This window comes from Arthrobacter rhombi (assembly GCF_900163545.1).
Classification (GTDB): Bacteria; Actinomycetota; Actinomycetes; order Actinomycetales; family Micrococcaceae; genus Arthrobacter_H; species Arthrobacter_H rhombi_A.
This window is the reverse complement of record NZ_FUHW01000007.1, coordinates 72,637-87,234: the sequence shown is the minus strand read 5'-3', so window position 1 is coordinate 87,234 and position 14,598 is coordinate 72,637. Positions and strand designations below refer to the sequence as shown.

Sequence of the window (14,598 nt, the reverse complement as noted above, 5' to 3'; positions counted from 1 at the left end):
TCACTACGAGGACTTCCACCCGCTGCCCGCGTACCCAACCTCAGTGGTCAATACACCTAGGCGTCGACGGTGATGACCGTGACGACGGGCTTGCGGCGCAGGGCACGATCGGACCAGCGCACCAGGGCCTGGGAGATCGCACGTTCCGCGTCGGGTCCCGTCTTGACACCTTTGAGACCGTTGAGCGTCTTCTCGACGATGCCGACAGCCTTGCCGAGGTCCTTATCGGAGAAGCTGAAGCCCACGGGGAAGAACTCCGGGTCCTCTTCCAGGGCACCGGTCTCCGGGTCCACAATGGCCAGCACGGTCAGCGCGCCGTCCTCGGCCAGGCGGATGCGGTCCTGCAGGGACTCCTCCGTGGCCGCGCCGGCGACCATGTTCTCGACGTAGACGTAGTCGGCGGCGACGTTGCCCGAGACGCGGGCGACGCCGTCCTTGAGGTCGACGGTCACACCGTCCTCGAGGACCAGTGCGTTCTTGGGATCCACTCCGGTGCGGATCGCCAGCTCGGCGTTGGCCTTGAGGTGGCGGTGCTCGCCGTGGACCGGCATGACGTTCTTCGGGCGCACCAGGTTGTAGCAGTACACCAGCTCCCCGGCCGAGGCATGTCCGGAGACGTGGACCTTCGCGTTGCCCTTATGCACGACGTTGGCGCCGAGCTTCGTCAGATCATTGATCAGACGGTAGATCGAGGTCTCGTTACCCGGAACCAGCGAGGAGGCCAGCAGGACGGTGTCGCCCTCGACGAGGTCGATGATGTGGTCCTGGTTGGCCATCCGTGCCAGGGCGGCCATCGGCTCACCCTGTGAACCGGTGCAGATGATGACGACCTTTTCCGGCGCCATCTTGTCGACCTCCTTGAAGTCCACGAGCACGTTGCGCGGGATCTTCAGGTAGCCCAGCTCGCGGGCCGTGCCCATGTTCCGGACCATCGAACGGCCCACGAAGGCGACCTTACGGCCGTATTTATGCGCGGAGTCGATGACCTGCTGGATGCGGTGCACATGCGAGGCGAAGGAGGAGACGATCACGCGGCGCGGGGCGGTACGCATGACATTGTCGATCGCGGGCAGCAGATCTGCTTCGGCGGCCATGAAACCCGGAACCTCGGCGTTGGTGGAGTCCGGCAGGAACAGGTCCACGCCTTCCTCCCCCAGACGGGCGAAGCCGGCCAGGTCGGTGATGCGGCGGTCCAGCGGGAACTGGTCCATCTTGAAGTCGCCCGTGGCCAGCACGGTGCCGGCACCGGTGCGGATCGCCACGGCCAGGCCATCGGGGATGGAGTGGTTGACGGCCAGGAATTCGAGGTCGAAGGGCCCGAACTTCTTGCGTTCGCCTTCCTTGACCTGGACCACGTTGGGCTTGATCCGGTGTTCCTGCAGCTTGGTCTTCACGAAGGCCAGCGTCAAGCGTGCGGAGATCAGTGGGATGTCTGCGCGTTCGCGCAGCAGGTACGGGATGCCACCGATATGGTCTTCGTGGCCGTGGGTGAGCACGAGGCCCACCACATCGTCCAGACGGTCACGGATCGCCGAGAAGTCCGGCAGGATCACGTCGACGCCGGGGTGTTGTTCCTCGGGGAAGAGGACACCACAGTCGACAATGAGCAACTTGCCGCCGTATTCGAAGACGGTCATGTTGCGGCCGATCTCGCCGAGGCCACCCAGGGGCATGACCCGCAGGGCTCCCTTGGCGAGGGCGGGCGGTGTCTGGTGCTGCTTTTTTCTCAAGAGTGTCCGTTCTCTGTGCTGTTGTGGTTTCTGCGGTATCCGGCCGGCAGCGTCAAGTGAATAGTCGACGCCGGAGCGAACCGGGAAAATCAAGGGCTTCAGCGACCCACGGGCGGCAGAAGCAAATCTCCCTCGACTTTACCACCGCTGGGGCGCTGGGATGCCGCCGTCCGGGGACAGCGTGAAATCTCCGGGCTTCCCGCGGACGACGAGTGCCGCTGGCAGGTCAGCTCGTCGGGTCCTGCAGCCGGTGGCGTTCCAACGCTTTGCGCTCTTCAGCGCTCAGCGCACGTGCCCCGGTACGGTCCTCCGCCAGTGGGACGATGACCGTGGTGCCCACGAAGACCGTCGTCCCCTGTTGGATGCCCGTATGGCGCAGGGTGAAGGACTTCGTCCCGATGCGTTCGATGCCCAGACTGATGGTCATCGACGGGATGTATTCGGCCTGGGCCAGGTAGTCCACGGTCATCGATGCGACGACAACACCGAGCAGGAGCTGGGCAAACCCGTCCTCAATGCGGGTCCACCGCACCCGGGCTTCCTCCATGAGCGTGACGATACGCGCGTGGTTCAGGTGGCCGTTGGCGTCTTGGTCGGACCAGCGCAAGGCAATGGTGAAGTCAGTGGAACTCATCGCTTCACCCTATCCTTCGGGCCCCGGACGCTAGTAGACGATGTTGAACACCCAGACCGCCAGGGTCATGGTGGTCAGCGTGGTGAGGACCAGGGAGATGAGGTTCAGCCAGATGCCCGCCTTGAGCATGTCGGAGATCTCGACGTAGCCACTGGAGTAGGCGATGGCGTTCGGTGGGGTGGCCACCGGCAGCATGAAGGCGCAGGTTGCGGCAATGGCTACGGGAATCACCAGGAGCATCGGGTCCAGCCCCAGGCCGACGGCGACCCCTCCGATCAGTGGCAGGAAGGCGGCCGCGGTGGCGGTGTTGCTGGTCAGTTCCGTCAGGCCCAGCACAATGAGTGCCACGGCGGCGATCAGGATCACCACGGGCAGGAAACCCAGGCCGTCCACCTGTTCCCCGACCCATTTGCTCAGGCCCGTTTCGGTGAATTGTGCCGACAGTGCCAGCCCGCCACCGAAGAGCAACAGGATGTCCCACGGAAGTTCCTTCGCGGCGCCCCAGTTCAGCAGCGGGACGCCCTTGCGCGGATTGGCCGGGATGATGAACAGGGCCACGGCGACGCACATCGCGATCACGGCGTCCTCGATGGAGGTATCGGGCCACAGCAGCGGGACGGTGATCCAGGAGGCGGCGGCGAGCACGAAGATCACCAGCACCAGTTTCTCGCCGACGTTCATCCGGCCCAGCTTCCGGTACTCATCGGAGATGAGCTTGCGTCCGCCCGGGATCTCGGTGATCTCGGGCTTGAAGATCACGAAGGTGAGCAGGTACCAGGCCATGACCATGAAGACGACCGACATGGGAACGCCCACCAGCATCCACTGGCCGAAGCCGATGTTGATGTCGTGGGCCTGCTGCAGGTAGCCGACCATCAGGGCGTTCGGTGGGGTGCCGATGATGGTTCCCAGCGAGCCGATGGAGGCGGAGTAGGCGATGCCGAGCATCAGGGCGATCCCGAATTTCGGCGGGACCTTCTGGTCCTCGCTCATCCGTGCGGTCAAGGCCAGCACCGACATACCGATGGGCAGCATCATGACCGCCGTGGCCGTGTTGGAAACCCACATGCTCATGAACCCGGTGGCGATCATGAACCCGCCGATCAGTTGGCGGGGTTTGGTGCCCACCAGCAATACGGTGGCCAGCGCGATCCGCCGGTGCAGGTTCCACCGCTGCAAAGCCAACGCCAACATGAATCCACCCATGAACAAGAAGATGATCGGATTCGCATAGGGTGTGGCCGCATCCGCCATGCCGGCGATGTTAAGCACGGGGAATAAGACGAGCGGAAGCAGCGCGGTGGCAGCCAACGGGATCGCCTCGGTCATCCACCACAGCGCCATCACGGTCGCCACCGCTGCCGTCAGCCGTGCCGGTTGGGCCAGGTCACCGGGCAGGAGGAAGAAAACGACGACGGCCAGGACCGGCCCGGCGAACAGCCCGATCCGTTTGCGCATCAAGATGGCCGGGCTTTCGGCGGGTTCGCGGAGCCCGGGCGCCTGTTCGTCGTCCTCTGCGGTGTCTCGAGGGGCTTCGTTCGGTCGGGTGTCTGGTTCGTTTGACGGCGTTGTCATCACGGTCCTCCTGCTGGCACGGACGGGATGGTTCGGTCCCGTCCGCCCACTATCTCCGATACGGCCTGTTCTGCCCAGAGCACCACGCGGGCCGGCGCGGACCTCAGGAGCGCAAGGCCGCCAGCGCGAACCCCACCATCTCGGTGAAGGTCTCCTCACGTTCCTGCGCGGTGAGGTCGGAAGAACCGGGGCTGCCGTCGGAAACGGTGCCCAGCATCAGGGTCTCGATGCCCTCGCGCATGCCCACCGCATACAGGGCGGCAGCTTCCATCTCCACCGCCAGGGTTCCGGCGTCGGCGAGTCGGGCCATGGCCTCGGGATCGCCGTTGTAGAAGTCGTCGCTGGTCAGCACGGAACCGACGTGGACCCTCTTCCCGCTGTCTTCTCCGTGGGCGACGGCGGCGCGCAACAACCCGAAATCGGGGGTATGGCTCATATGCACGCCGGGGAAACTGACGGCGGTCATCGCCGAGGTGGTGTGGGCTGCTGCGGCAGCCACCACGTCTCCGACCTTCAGCTGCGGTTGCATGCTGCCCATGGTGCCGACCCTGATGATCCGCTTCACCCCATAGAACCTGGCCAGTTCGGTCGCGTAGATGCTGATCGAGGGACTGCCCATCCCCGAGGCCATCACCGATACCGGCTGGCCGTCGACGGTTCCGGTATACCCCTGGATGCCGCGGACCTCGGTCACCAGTCTCGGGTTCTCCAAGAAGGTTTCGGCGATGCGCTGGGCGCGTCGCGGATCCCCGGGCATCAGCACATGGGGTGCGAAGTCGCCGGGTTCTGCTGAGATATGCGGGGTGGCCATGACGCTCCTGGATGGTTGGGGTGGTTGCACGGGACGATAGCATGACCGACATGGGAACCTGCTTACGATGTGGCATGCCATGACCGGTCGCCGCGAACGCTTCCGCGATATTGCCGAGACCTTCAGCCGGCACGGTTTGGGCTTCCTGCTCGCCGCCCTCGGGGTGGATGCCCGCATCCTGGGTCCGGCGGCCCGGTTCCCCGCCGGCCAGGGAAAGGACCAGGGCCTCCCCCAACGACTCCGCCTCGCCCTGGAGGATCTGGGGGCCGTCTATGTGAAGTTCGGGCAGGTTCTTTCCACCCGCTCTGATTTGTTGCCTGCCGAGTACGTGGCCGAACTGGCTCAACTCCAGGACGGAACCCCTTCAGTGCCCTTCACCGAGATCCGGGCAGTGATCGAGGCCGAGCTGGGTCCCGAAGCCGCGAAACTTCTGTCCACCATGGATCCCACCCCACTGGCCACCGGTTCCATCGGTCAGGCCCATGTGGCCACGGTCCAGGGACGTGACGTGGTGGTCAAGGTGCGCCGCCCCGGAATCGTGGAACAGGTCAACAACGACCTGGAGATCATGGCAGAGATCGCCAAGCTGGCCGAACAGGCTTCGGCCACGGCCCGGGGATTGCGGCTGGCAGATACCGTCGACGAGTTTGCCCGGACGTTGCGCGGGGAACTGGACTATCTGGCGGAAGGCCGCAACGCCGAACGGTTCGCCAAGGACTTCGCCACCGATGAGAAGGTCCATATCCCCGAGGTCTTCTGGAGTACGACGACGTCGCGGGTGTTGACACTTCAGCGGATGCGCGGGCTGAAAATCACCGATGTGCAGGGCCTGCATGCCGCAGGCCTGGACCCCTCCGAGGTGGCGTCCCGGGCGTGCAACGTGCTGCTGCGGATGGTTTTCGAACACGGTTTCTTTCATGCCGATCCGCATCCGGGGAACTTCTTCGTCGAGGGCGACGGACGGTTCGGCATCATCGACTTCGGCATGGTCGGACACGTCAGCGACGAGCTGAAACGCCAACTCGTGAAGCTGCTGCAAGCCATCGTCCTCCGGGACCCCCACCGGATGACCACGGCCCTGTTGCGGCTGTGCGGGGCCGGGCAGACGAGCCGGCGGGCCGAACTCCAGGCCCACCTGGCCCAGCTGTTGGACCGCTATGCCGATCAACCGTTAGCGGAGGTCCCGCTGACGCTCATCGTCAATGACGTGGTCGCCATGTTGCGTCGCCACCAGCTCCGGCTCCCACCCGATACCGCCTTGCTCATCAAGATGCTGGCCATGGCCGAGGGGTTGGGCCAGGAGGTCGACCCGTCCTTCGATCTGCTCTCCGAGGTCTCCCCCTATGCGCGGCGGCTGATGCTGGCTTCGGTTTCCCCCGGTGCCGTCGCCGAACATCTCAAGCTCATCGCCTCGGAGGCCATGAACCTGGGGGCCGAAGCCCCCGAGCTGATCCGCCGGGCCACCGAGATTTTGGAAAGTGGAGGCGTGGACGTGCGCATCCGCACCGAGGAACTCGATGAGCTCATGGACCGGTTGGACCATACCGGAAACCGCATCGTGGCCGGGCTGGTCACCGCGGCGCTGATCACCGCTGTCGGCGGACTCGTCGGCAGCCAGCCGACCCGCTGGCACCGGTGGCCACAAGCCCTTTTCACCGCCGGCGTGGGAGGAGTAGGCGCCCTGGGTGGTTATCTGGCCTGGACCTCACGCCGGCGGCGAAGCTGACACGGGAAACGTCCCGTGCCGACGGGTCAGCCGGCAATGACCTGCGGGACGCCTAGGGCCTTGAGCCCGGCAACACCGAATTCGAGTCCGTAGCCGGACTGCTTGACCCCGCCGAAGGGGATCCGTGGGTCCACGGCACCGTGCTTGTTGATCCATACGGTGCCGGCCTCGATCCGGGCGGCGACCTCCCGGGCCCGTGCCGGGTCGGCCGACCAGACGGAGGCCCCCAGGCCCACGTCCAGGCCATTGGCCATCTCGACGGCTTCCTCGATCGTGGAGTAGCGGATGATCGGCAGGGCCGGGCCGAACTGTTCTTCGGCCACCAGCGGGTTGGCGTTGTCGATGTCGGCGATCAGGGTCGTCGGGTAGAAGTACCCGGGCTGACCGGATTCCGGTTCCCCACCGATGAGCACCCGGGCCCCCGAGGCCTTCGCCGCGTCGACGAGCCGGGCCACGACGTCGTATTGAGCCTGGTTCTGTAGGGGCCCCAGGACGTTGTTCTCGTCCAGCCCCACACCCATGGGCATCTTGGCAGCGACCTCGACCAGGGCATCGCAGACCTGTTCGTAGATGGCCTCCGGAACGTAGAGCCGTTTCATGGCCGCGCAGGTTTGCCCGGTGTTGATGAAGGCGCCCCAGAACAGGTCCTCGGCAATGGCCTGGGGGTCGACGTCGTCGAGCACGATCCCCGCGTCGTTGCCGCCCAGTTCAAGGGTCAGGCGCTTCACCGTATCGGCGGAGGAGCGGATGATCGCCTTTCCGGTGGCGGTGGAGCCGGTGAACATGATCTTGTCGACATCCGCATGCCCCGACAGTGCCTCCCCGACGTCGCGGCCCCCGGGGATGACCTGCAGCAGCCCCTCGGGCAGCACCTGGTTCAGCACGGCTGCCAGGCCCAGCACCGATAGCGGGGTGTATTCGCTGGGTTTGAGGACCACCGTATTGCCCATGCGCAGTGACGGGGCGATCTGCCAGACGGAGATCATCATCGGCCAGTTCCACGGGCCGATGGCCCCCACGACCCCCAGTGGACGGTAGTGCACCACGGCATGGGTTTCACCGTCGTCCACCACGACCTCGGGTTCGAGTTCGAAAGCGGCTGCCGCCCGCAGCCAGGCCGAGCAGGCCCCCACTTCGAAGCGGGCGTTGGGCCCGTTCAGCGGCTTGCCCTGTTCGCGGGAGAGTAGTTCGGCCAACGCCTCGGCGGAAGCCTCCACCGCGTCGGCGGCAGCGTTGAGGTATCCGCTGCGCTCGCCGTGGGAGCGGGCACCCCACCCCGGCTGAGCCGACCTGGCTACGGCGACGGCGGCGTTCAGGTCGGCGACGGTCCCCGCCGGGGACCGCCCGACTTCCTGCCCTGTCGCCGGGTCGGTGATGCTCCGCCCCTCCCCCGGTGCGGAGATCCGCCCCATGAGGTCCTGGTAGGTCAATGGCTGGGGGGCCGGCTGCGTACTCATGGGCTGCTCCTTTGCTGCGTGCGCCGCTCGTGGTGAGGACGCGTGGTGGTCGCTAACCTCCACTCTGCCGTGGAACACCTCGGGTGTCTTGTCTTTCCGGGTTCCTGGGGTGGATACCAGCGCAGCGTTCCGGTGCCGGCCCGGGAAGTACTACCGGCCCGCCTCCTGGACCTCGCCGTCCACCATCTCCTCCAGGGGGTCGACTTCAGGGGTCGAAAGATAGCGTTCCAGACTGTCATCCAATTCGCGCAGCCACGGGGTATGGTGCGTGGCCGCCATCGTTCCGGTCTTCACCGACCTGTAGGTCTTGTCCCGGTAGGTCAGGATGTTCTTCTGCTTATCTTCCTTCCAGGCCAGGAAGATCTCCACGACCTCATCGACGTCGAAGGGCGGGTAGTCGGTGGCCTCGAGCAGGTCACGGATGTAGTCGGCCTGGAACCGTACTTCATCGGCATCGCCGTCGATGGCCAGGAAGCTCTCACGCCAGCGGCGCATATGCTCGGTGCGCTCCTGGGCCGAGGGCAGCTGGGCTTCCCCGAGGATCACATCACGCACATACCAGGCCTGGGCGTCGAACATGTTGAAGGTGAACCACTGGTCCTGGGCACCGAGGTAGAAGAGCTTCTCGTTGACGTCGGAGACGACGCCGCGGTACAGGCCGTCCGGGTAGACGTTATTGGGCGAATTCAGCGCCACGTCGGCAGGAAGGAACGGGTACTTATGCAGATAGCCGGTGCACAGGATCACTGCGTCAACGTGCAGGGAGGTGCCGTCGACGAAGTGGACGATCTGGCCCTCGAACCGATCGATCAGCGGTACTTCCTGCATGCCGGTGGGCCAGTCGTAGCCCATGGGGCCGCTGCGGTAGCTCAGCGTCACCGAACGTGCACCCATCTTGAAGGCCTGGACGCCGATGTCCTCGGCTGAATAGCTGGCGCCGATCAGCAGGACGTCCTGATCGGCCAGCTTCTCGGCACCGCGGAAGTCGTGGGCGTGGTGCAAGGTCCCGTGGAAGGTCTCGATGCCTGCGAAGTCGGGGACGTTGGGGAAACTGAAGTGTCCGGAACCGACGACGACGTGGTCGAATTCCTCGGTCTTGCTGGTGCCTGCGGACAGGTCATCCACGACCACCGTGAACTTCTGCGACTGCTCGCTATAGTGGACCCACCGCACCGCATGGCAGAAGTTGACCTGCTCCTTGAGCCCGGACTGGGCCATCCGCCCGTCGATGTAGTCCCACAGCACCGGTCGTGGTGGGTAGGAGGAAATCGGGCGGCCGAAATGTTCGTCGAAGCTGTAGTCGCTGAATTCCAGCGCTTCCTTGGGGCCATTGGACCAGAGGTTGCGGTACATGCTCGAGTGCACCGGCTCGCCGAACTCATCGATCCCGGTGCGCCAGTTGTAGTTCCATTGCCCGCCCCAGTCGTCCTGCTTTTCGTAGCAGACGACCTCCGGGACGTCCTTACCTGCCTGCCGTGCTGCCTCGAAGGCGCGCAGTTGTGCCATGCCGCTGGGTCCGGCCCCAATAATTGCCACGCGTTGTGCCACGAAAATCCATCCTTCCGGCCTCTTCGGCCCCTGCATCAGCTGGGCCGCACGGAGTCCCGGAGAACCGGTAGTACACCTCGACGCACGGCTTCAGTCGTCTGTCATACCGCCTGCCGCGCTGAAGTTCCGCTGCGGTTCTTACGGACGGTGGGTGCGTGGAATCCGCACCGTGAATCCTCCGACCTTACCACCGGGTAGGTTTTTGCCCTGCCGCCCGTCGGACACGCTCCCGGAGGCCGACCTGGGGAATCAAACACATATTAACTTGACGCATCAACTATATTCGTTCACGATAGATGCATACGCATACAAAATTTGCTTGATCGACACCCCTCAGGAGACAGACATGGCAGCAACCTTGACCCCCGGCATCTGGCAGCTCGACACCGCACACACGGACATCGGATTCAGTGTTCGGCATGCCGGCATCAGCAAGGTTCGCGGGTCGTTCACCGACGCCGACGCCACCTTGGAAGTCCACGATTCCCTCGCTTCCTCCACCGTGAGGGCCTCCATCAAGACCGACTCCTTCGATTCCAAGGACCCCAATCGCGATGGACACGTCAAGGGCGCTGACTTCTTCGACGTCGAGGGGTTTCCCGAGATGACGTTCGTTTCCACCGGAGCGCAGGGCTCCACGGAGGAATTCACCCTCTCCGGTGAATTGACCATCAAGGAAACGACCTTGCCCATCGAGCTCGCTGTGGAATTTGGCGGCGTCGCCGTCGACCCCTTCGGCACCACCCGGGCCGGGTTTTCGGCCACCACCCGGATCTCTCGCAAGGCCTTCGGGATGACCTGGAACGCAGCGCTCGAGGCCGGCGGAGTCCTGGTCGGAGATCAGGTCACCATCACGGTCGACTCCGCCTTCGTCCTGCCCGCCGCAGACTAGCCGGATCAGGTCAACGGATCACGACGCCAGCCACGCCCCGACACGGGGTGGTGGCTGGCCTCTTGTGGCCCAGCGCCCCTGGAAGTCGCTAGTTCAGCACCACTGCCTTGAGGGAATCCGGTTCCCGCGCGGCCAGCGTCAGCGCGGATTCCGTCTCCTCCAGAGCGAAACGGTGGGTGATCACGGCCTCCACATCGACGGCACCGGAGGCGATGAGCCCCAAAGCCGTCGGATAGGTGTTCGCATACCTGAAGACCCCGCTGATGGTCAGCTCCCGGCCCTGGATGAGCGGCACGCTCACGGAAACCTCGTCGGCACCCATCCCGACCAGCACGGCCCGTCCGGCGGGAGCCAGCGCGCGGAGTCCGTGATCCAGTGCGGCTCCAGCGCCGGAGCATTCCAGCAGAACGGTGAAGTCCCCGGGCGGTTCCTCCCCGGCCCGCACCGCCTCCAGCCCCATCGCGCTGGCCACCGACAGTCGATACTCGTTCACGTCCGTCACGGTCACCCCATCCGCCCCCTGGGCGCGGGCGACCTGCGCCGCGAGCAGGCCGATCGGTCCCGCCCCGGCGACCAGCACCCGATCCCCCGCGGTGATGGAGGCCTTGCGGGCAGCCCACACCCCCACCGAGACGGGCTCGGCCAGGGCCGCCTGCTCGAGAGAGATTTCCTCCGGAGCCCGGTGGGCGAAATCGGCGTCGATCACCACGTACCTGGAAATGGAACCGTCCACCGGTGGGGTCGCGAAGAAGACGACGTCGGGGCACAGGTTATAGCGTCCAGACCGGCACTGGAGACAGCGCCGGCAGGGCACCCCTGGCTCCAAGGCGACCTGCTCGCCCACCCTCGACGGATCGACCCCCGAGCCGACGGCATTGATGAGGCCCGCCGACTCATGACCGATCACCATCGGGGCCTCCAACACGAAATCCCCGATCCGGCCCTGCTCGTAGTAATGGATATCCGAGCCGCAGATGCCGGTGGCCTTCACCGCGACCAGGACCTGACCATGGCCCGGGACCGGAACCGGCCGGTCCTCGATGACGACGTCGCGAATGCCACGAAGAACTGCGCTGGGATTTTCCATGGTTCTGATGCTATCGCCTCCCGCCGGCAGCCTGGCAGCATCGGCGGTCCAGGAAATCAACCTACTTCTTTTCTGAAAAGTTACTAGAAAATCTTACGACTGGCGTTAGTGTGGAGCACAGGTAGTCATCATCCGGGGGGAAGCGTGCAGGACATATTCACGTCAGGGGGCCCTGCTCATGGTGGCTTCGATGCCTGATGCTCCTCAAGACCGGACTCCTTCCCCTGCGGAGGGAACGACGGAGACCGATCTGGTTCGGCGGTTGGCCAACGGCGGCACCGGGGCGATGGAGGCCTTCTATGAACTGACGTGCCGGCGGGCCTACGGCTTGGCCTGCCACATCCTCGGTGATCCGCTGCGGGCCCAATCAGTTCTTCACGATGTCTACGTGGATGCCTGGCGCAGGATGCGTCGGGACTGCCCCGCGATGGGGACCGAGGTCTCGTGGATCCTCTCTCTGGTCTTCGAGCATTGCCCTGCCCTCTCCGGCCGGGCTGGCCACCCGTCGCCCGCATCCCCTGACGCGACGAGCTGATATGCCGGACAAATACACCAGGTTCGCCCCGTTCTACGACGCCCTCTCCGGGGAATGGCCGGTCTACCGGGCCGGTCGGGTCCGCGGAATCCGTGCCCTGCAACCGGCGCCGGGCGATCAGATCCTCGATATCGGTTGCGGCACCGGATTGAACTTCGCCTCATTGCAGGCCGGGATCGGGAAGACCGGACGCATCGTGGGCATCGACAGCAGCGCGGCGATGCTCCGGCAGGCACGTCGCAGAGTGCAAGCCCGGGGGTGGACCAACGTGGCGCTGATCCAGGCTGATGCCCAAACCATGACCGCCGCCGAGCTGTCCTCAACGCTGCGCCAGCAGGGGGCCCGCCCGCATTCGGCGAAGGCCCTGGCCACCTATTCCTTATCGCTGATGCCTCACTGGCACACGGCCTTCGACCACGTGTGCTCGACGTTGGTACCCGGCGGGACCATCTGCGTCGTTGATATGCAGCGCCCTCTCGGGGCGGCCCGTGCGCTGGGCTGGCTGGCGGAAGCCGCCTGCCGGCTCGGTGGTTCCGATATCACCGCCCACCCCTGGACCGCCGTGGAGGAGCAATGCACCGACGTCGTCCCCGACCAGGCCCGTGGGGGCCATCTACAGATCCGCGCCGGAAGGATTCCCCTTCGTCCCCACGGATCAACAGGGCACGACCCCGGAGCATCGGGTGGATAATGACCAGGACCGACCGCCCCGGCCGAAACCAACCACGAATCAGGGGTCCCCATGCTTTTCACCCGCGACCACCAACACCAAAGCCGGGAACACAGCCGACTCACGGCCCGGTACGAGATCGCCTACACCAGCGTCGATTTCCTGGCCGCGCTCCTGTTCATCGTCGGCAGCATCTTCTTCTTCTCGGAGTCGACCACGTTCTTCGCCACCTGGCTCTTCCTGATCGGTTCCCTCTGCTTCGCGTTGAAACCGACCTTGCGGCTGATCCGTGAAATCAAGCTCGCGCGTCTCGACGAGCTGCAGGCCTCCGGAGGCGGCAACCAACAAGCCACCCCATAGCCGCGGGCATGTCCCGGTCGTAGCATTCGAAGAAACGCAGCAAGCGGAAGGCCAGACATGACAGCTCGGGACCGGACCGTCGAATTCCTGGTGGTCGGCGGTGGGGCAGCGGGAATGGTCGGCGCCATGACAGCCGCCGAATTCGGCGTCCAGACACTGCTGGTGGAACAGGAACGCACCGGTGGAGACTGCCTGTATTTCGGCTGCGTCCCCTCGAAGACGCTGCTCACGGCAGCAAAAGCATCGATCGCCAGCCAACAAGCCGCCGGAGAAGCACTGGAGTTCTCGACGGTACGGGAGCACATCGCCGCTGCAATCAGGACCATTGAACCCATGGATTCGCCCCAGGCGTTGCGCGCCGCCGGGGTCGAGGTCCTCCAGGGAACACTCCGCTTCCGGGGGCCGGGCGTGGCCGAAGTCGAGGGGCGCACCATCCGTTTCCGGCAGGGGCTCCTGGCCACCGGCAGCACTCCCTCCGTCCCCCATATCCCGGGCCTGGACCCGGCCTTGACCGTGACATCGGAGGGGATCTGGGACCTCACCGAACTACCGGACCGCCTGGTCATCATCGGAGGCGGACCAGTCGGCTGCGAAATCGGTCAGGCCTTCGCCCGGCTGGGATCGAAGGTGACCCTGGTGGTCCGTTCCCGCCTGTTGCCCAAGGAAGACCAGGATGCGGCGGACATCCTGCGCCGGAGCCTGGAAGCGGACGGCCTGCGGATCCTGGAGAACATCGGTATCACCGAAGCCACCCGTGCAGCAGGTGGGGCCCGGCTGCTGCTGGACACCGGGGAGGAAGTCGACGCCGATCTGGTCCTTCTGGCCACCGGGCGTAGGCCGCGGACCCGTGGGCTGGGGTTGGAGCACCTCGGTGTCGAACTGGATGGGCAGGGATGCATCGTCACCGACGGGACCCTGCGCACGTCGAACCCGTCCGTCCGCGCAGCGGGTGATGTGACGACCCACGAACAGTTCACCCATGTGGCAGGAACCCACGGAAGCGTGGCCGCCTCCAACGCGGCACTCGGTCTACGCCGCCGGATCCCCAGCGCCGTTCCGCGGGTCACTTTCACTTCTCCTGAAGTCGCCGCCGTCGGGCGCATCACCGCGTCCAAACCGGGGGACCGCGTGCACACGCGCTGGCATGACGAGCTGGATCGGGCCATCACCGCGGGCCGGACGCAGGGCTATACCCGGATCGTGGTGGACCGGAAGGGCAAACTCGTCGGCGGCACGATCGTGGGACCACGGGCCGGGGACCAACTGAGCGAACTCACGCTGGCGGTACGGGCCAAACTGGGCGCGGCAGATATCGCCGGAACCATCCACCCGTATCCGACCTACTCCGAGGCCTTGCAGCAGGCCGCCTTGGAGGAGGTCCGGGGCCGGTTGGCCGCCCCTCCGATGAGTCTTGTTCTGGGCCTGCTGGCCCGAATCCGGCGCGCACGACTGGCCAGAAAACCACAGTGGGACCGGTGACCGCGCGCGGGTGCCACCCGCGCCGACCAGTCCATACGCTTCGTCGTAGTCGAGCAGCGCTCGGACAGCGACGGCCCCATCGATACGATCCCGT

13 protein-coding genes are annotated in these 14,598 nt (G+C 65.4%); 6 read left to right on the top strand and 7 right to left on the bottom strand.

The features are described 5' to 3' along the window. Positions 1–56 precede the first annotated feature (56 nt). The 4 genes from FM101_RS01540 to deoD all read right to left on the bottom strand — a co-directional run bounded on the left by FM101_RS01540 (position 57) and on the right by deoD (position 4,750). Positions 57–1,673, bottom strand: a complete 1,617-nt coding sequence (locus FM101_RS01540) for a ribonuclease J (protein WP_086994454.1) — start codon at positions 1,671–1,673, stop codon at positions 57–59. A gap of 283 nt (positions 1,674–1,956) precedes the next feature. Continuing rightward, positions 1,957–2,364: an acyl-CoA thioesterase gene (locus FM101_RS01535; RefSeq protein ID WP_086994451.1), complete on the bottom strand. Its 408-nt coding sequence runs from the start codon at positions 2,362–2,364 to the stop codon at positions 1,957–1,959. Between the two features lie 30 nt (positions 2,365–2,394). Next, a complete protein-coding gene (locus FM101_RS01530; protein WP_086994448.1) occupies positions 2,395–3,939 on the bottom strand; it encodes an SLC13 family permease in 1,545 nt (514 codons plus the stop codon). 103 nt (positions 3,940–4,042) lie between these two features. Continuing rightward, positions 4,043–4,750, bottom strand: coding sequence for a purine-nucleoside phosphorylase (gene deoD / locus FM101_RS01525; protein ID WP_086994445.1), 708 nt, complete (start codon positions 4,748–4,750; stop codon positions 4,043–4,045). Positions 4,751–4,817: 67 nt separating this feature from the next. Between deoD and FM101_RS01520 the strand changes: the two genes are divergently transcribed. Next, a complete protein-coding gene (locus tag FM101_RS01520) occupies positions 4,818–6,476 on the top strand; it encodes an ABC1 kinase family protein (RefSeq protein WP_086994443.1) in 1,659 nt (552 codons plus the stop codon). Between the two features lie 26 nt (positions 6,477–6,502). On the opposite strand, the gene FM101_RS01515 is transcribed toward FM101_RS01520, so the two are convergent. Together FM101_RS01515 and FM101_RS01510 are read right to left on the bottom strand one after the other, a co-directional pair. Next, on the bottom strand, positions 6,503–7,888 hold the full coding sequence (locus FM101_RS01515; RefSeq protein WP_428844131.1) for an aldehyde dehydrogenase family protein: 1,386 nt from the start codon (positions 7,886–7,888) through the stop codon (positions 6,503–6,505). Between the two features lie 195 nt (positions 7,889–8,083). Next, positions 8,084–9,481 (bottom strand): NAD(P)-binding domain-containing protein, encoded by a 1,398-nt coding sequence (locus tag FM101_RS01510; protein ID WP_256382367.1) that lies wholly within the window; start codon positions 9,479–9,481, stop codon positions 8,084–8,086. A 346-nt stretch (positions 9,482–9,827) separates the two neighbouring features. Here FM101_RS01510 and FM101_RS01505 point away from each other — a divergent pair, with 346 nt between their 5' ends. After that, the gene (locus FM101_RS01505; protein ID WP_086994434.1) at positions 9,828–10,373 is read left to right on the top strand and encodes a YceI family protein; all 546 of its coding nucleotides are present in this window, start codon (positions 9,828–9,830) and stop codon (positions 10,371–10,373) included. A gap of 88 nt (positions 10,374–10,461) precedes the next feature. Here the strand turns inward: FM101_RS01505 and FM101_RS01500 are convergent, their stop codons facing one another. Further along, positions 10,462–11,460, bottom strand: coding sequence for an NAD(P)-dependent alcohol dehydrogenase (locus tag FM101_RS01500; RefSeq protein ID WP_086994470.1), 999 nt, complete (start codon positions 11,458–11,460; stop codon positions 10,462–10,464). Positions 11,461–11,650: 190 nt separating this feature from the next. Between FM101_RS01500 and FM101_RS01495 the strand changes: the two genes are divergently transcribed. From FM101_RS01495 to FM101_RS01480, 4 genes are read left to right on the top strand one after another with little or no spacing between them, the layout of a single operon-like run. Further along, the gene (locus FM101_RS01495) at positions 11,651–11,995 is read left to right on the top strand and encodes a hypothetical protein (protein ID WP_086994432.1); all 345 of its coding nucleotides are present in this window, start codon (positions 11,651–11,653) and stop codon (positions 11,993–11,995) included. Between the two features lies 1 nt (position 11,996). Continuing rightward, positions 11,997–12,686 carry a class I SAM-dependent methyltransferase gene (locus FM101_RS01490; protein WP_086994429.1) on the top strand — a complete coding sequence of 230 codons (690 nt, stop codon included), beginning with the start codon at positions 11,997–11,999 and terminating at the stop codon, positions 12,684–12,686. A 51-nt stretch (positions 12,687–12,737) separates the two neighbouring features. Next, positions 12,738–13,025: a YrhK family protein gene (locus tag FM101_RS01485; RefSeq protein ID WP_086994426.1), complete on the top strand. Its 288-nt coding sequence runs from the start codon at positions 12,738–12,740 to the stop codon at positions 13,023–13,025. A gap of 57 nt (positions 13,026–13,082) precedes the next feature. After that, complete coding sequence (locus FM101_RS01480) at positions 13,083–14,504, top strand: dihydrolipoyl dehydrogenase family protein (RefSeq protein WP_086994423.1); 1,422 nt, start codon at positions 13,083–13,085, stop codon at positions 14,502–14,504. Positions 14,505–14,598 lie beyond the last annotated feature (94 nt).

Coding starts and splice junctions, on each gene's coding strand:
- deoD (WP_086994445.1), bottom strand. CDS start 4,750: ATGGCCACCCCGCATATCTCAGCAGAACCCGGCGACTTCGCACCCCAT.
- FM101_RS01500 (WP_086994470.1), bottom strand. CDS start 11,460: ATGGAAAATCCCAGCGCAGTTCTTCGTGGCATTCGCGACGTCGTCATC.
- FM101_RS01520 (WP_086994443.1), top strand. CDS start 4,818: ATGTGGCATGCCATGACCGGTCGCCGCGAACGCTTCCGCGATATTGCC.
- FM101_RS01530 (WP_086994448.1), bottom strand. CDS start 3,939: ATGACAACGCCGTCAAACGAACCAGACACCCGACCGAACGAAGCCCCT.
- FM101_RS01535 (WP_086994451.1), bottom strand. CDS start 2,364: ATGAGTTCCACTGACTTCACCATTGCCTTGCGCTGGTCCGACCAAGAC.
- FM101_RS01495 (WP_086994432.1), top strand. CDS start 11,651: ATGCCTGATGCTCCTCAAGACCGGACTCCTTCCCCTGCGGAGGGAACG.
- FM101_RS01505 (WP_086994434.1), top strand. CDS start 9,828: ATGGCAGCAACCTTGACCCCCGGCATCTGGCAGCTCGACACCGCACAC.
- FM101_RS01490 (WP_086994429.1), top strand. CDS start 11,997: ATGCCGGACAAATACACCAGGTTCGCCCCGTTCTACGACGCCCTCTCC.
- FM101_RS01515 (WP_428844131.1), bottom strand. CDS start 7,888: ATGGGGCGGATCTCCGCACCGGGGGAGGGGCGGAGCATCACCGACCCG.
- FM101_RS01540 (WP_086994454.1), bottom strand. CDS start 1,673: ATGCCCCTGGGTGGCCTCGGCGAGATCGGCCGCAACATGACCGTCTTC.
- FM101_RS01480 (WP_086994423.1), top strand. CDS start 13,083: ATGACAGCTCGGGACCGGACCGTCGAATTCCTGGTGGTCGGCGGTGGG.
- FM101_RS01485 (WP_086994426.1), top strand. CDS start 12,738: ATGCTTTTCACCCGCGACCACCAACACCAAAGCCGGGAACACAGCCGA.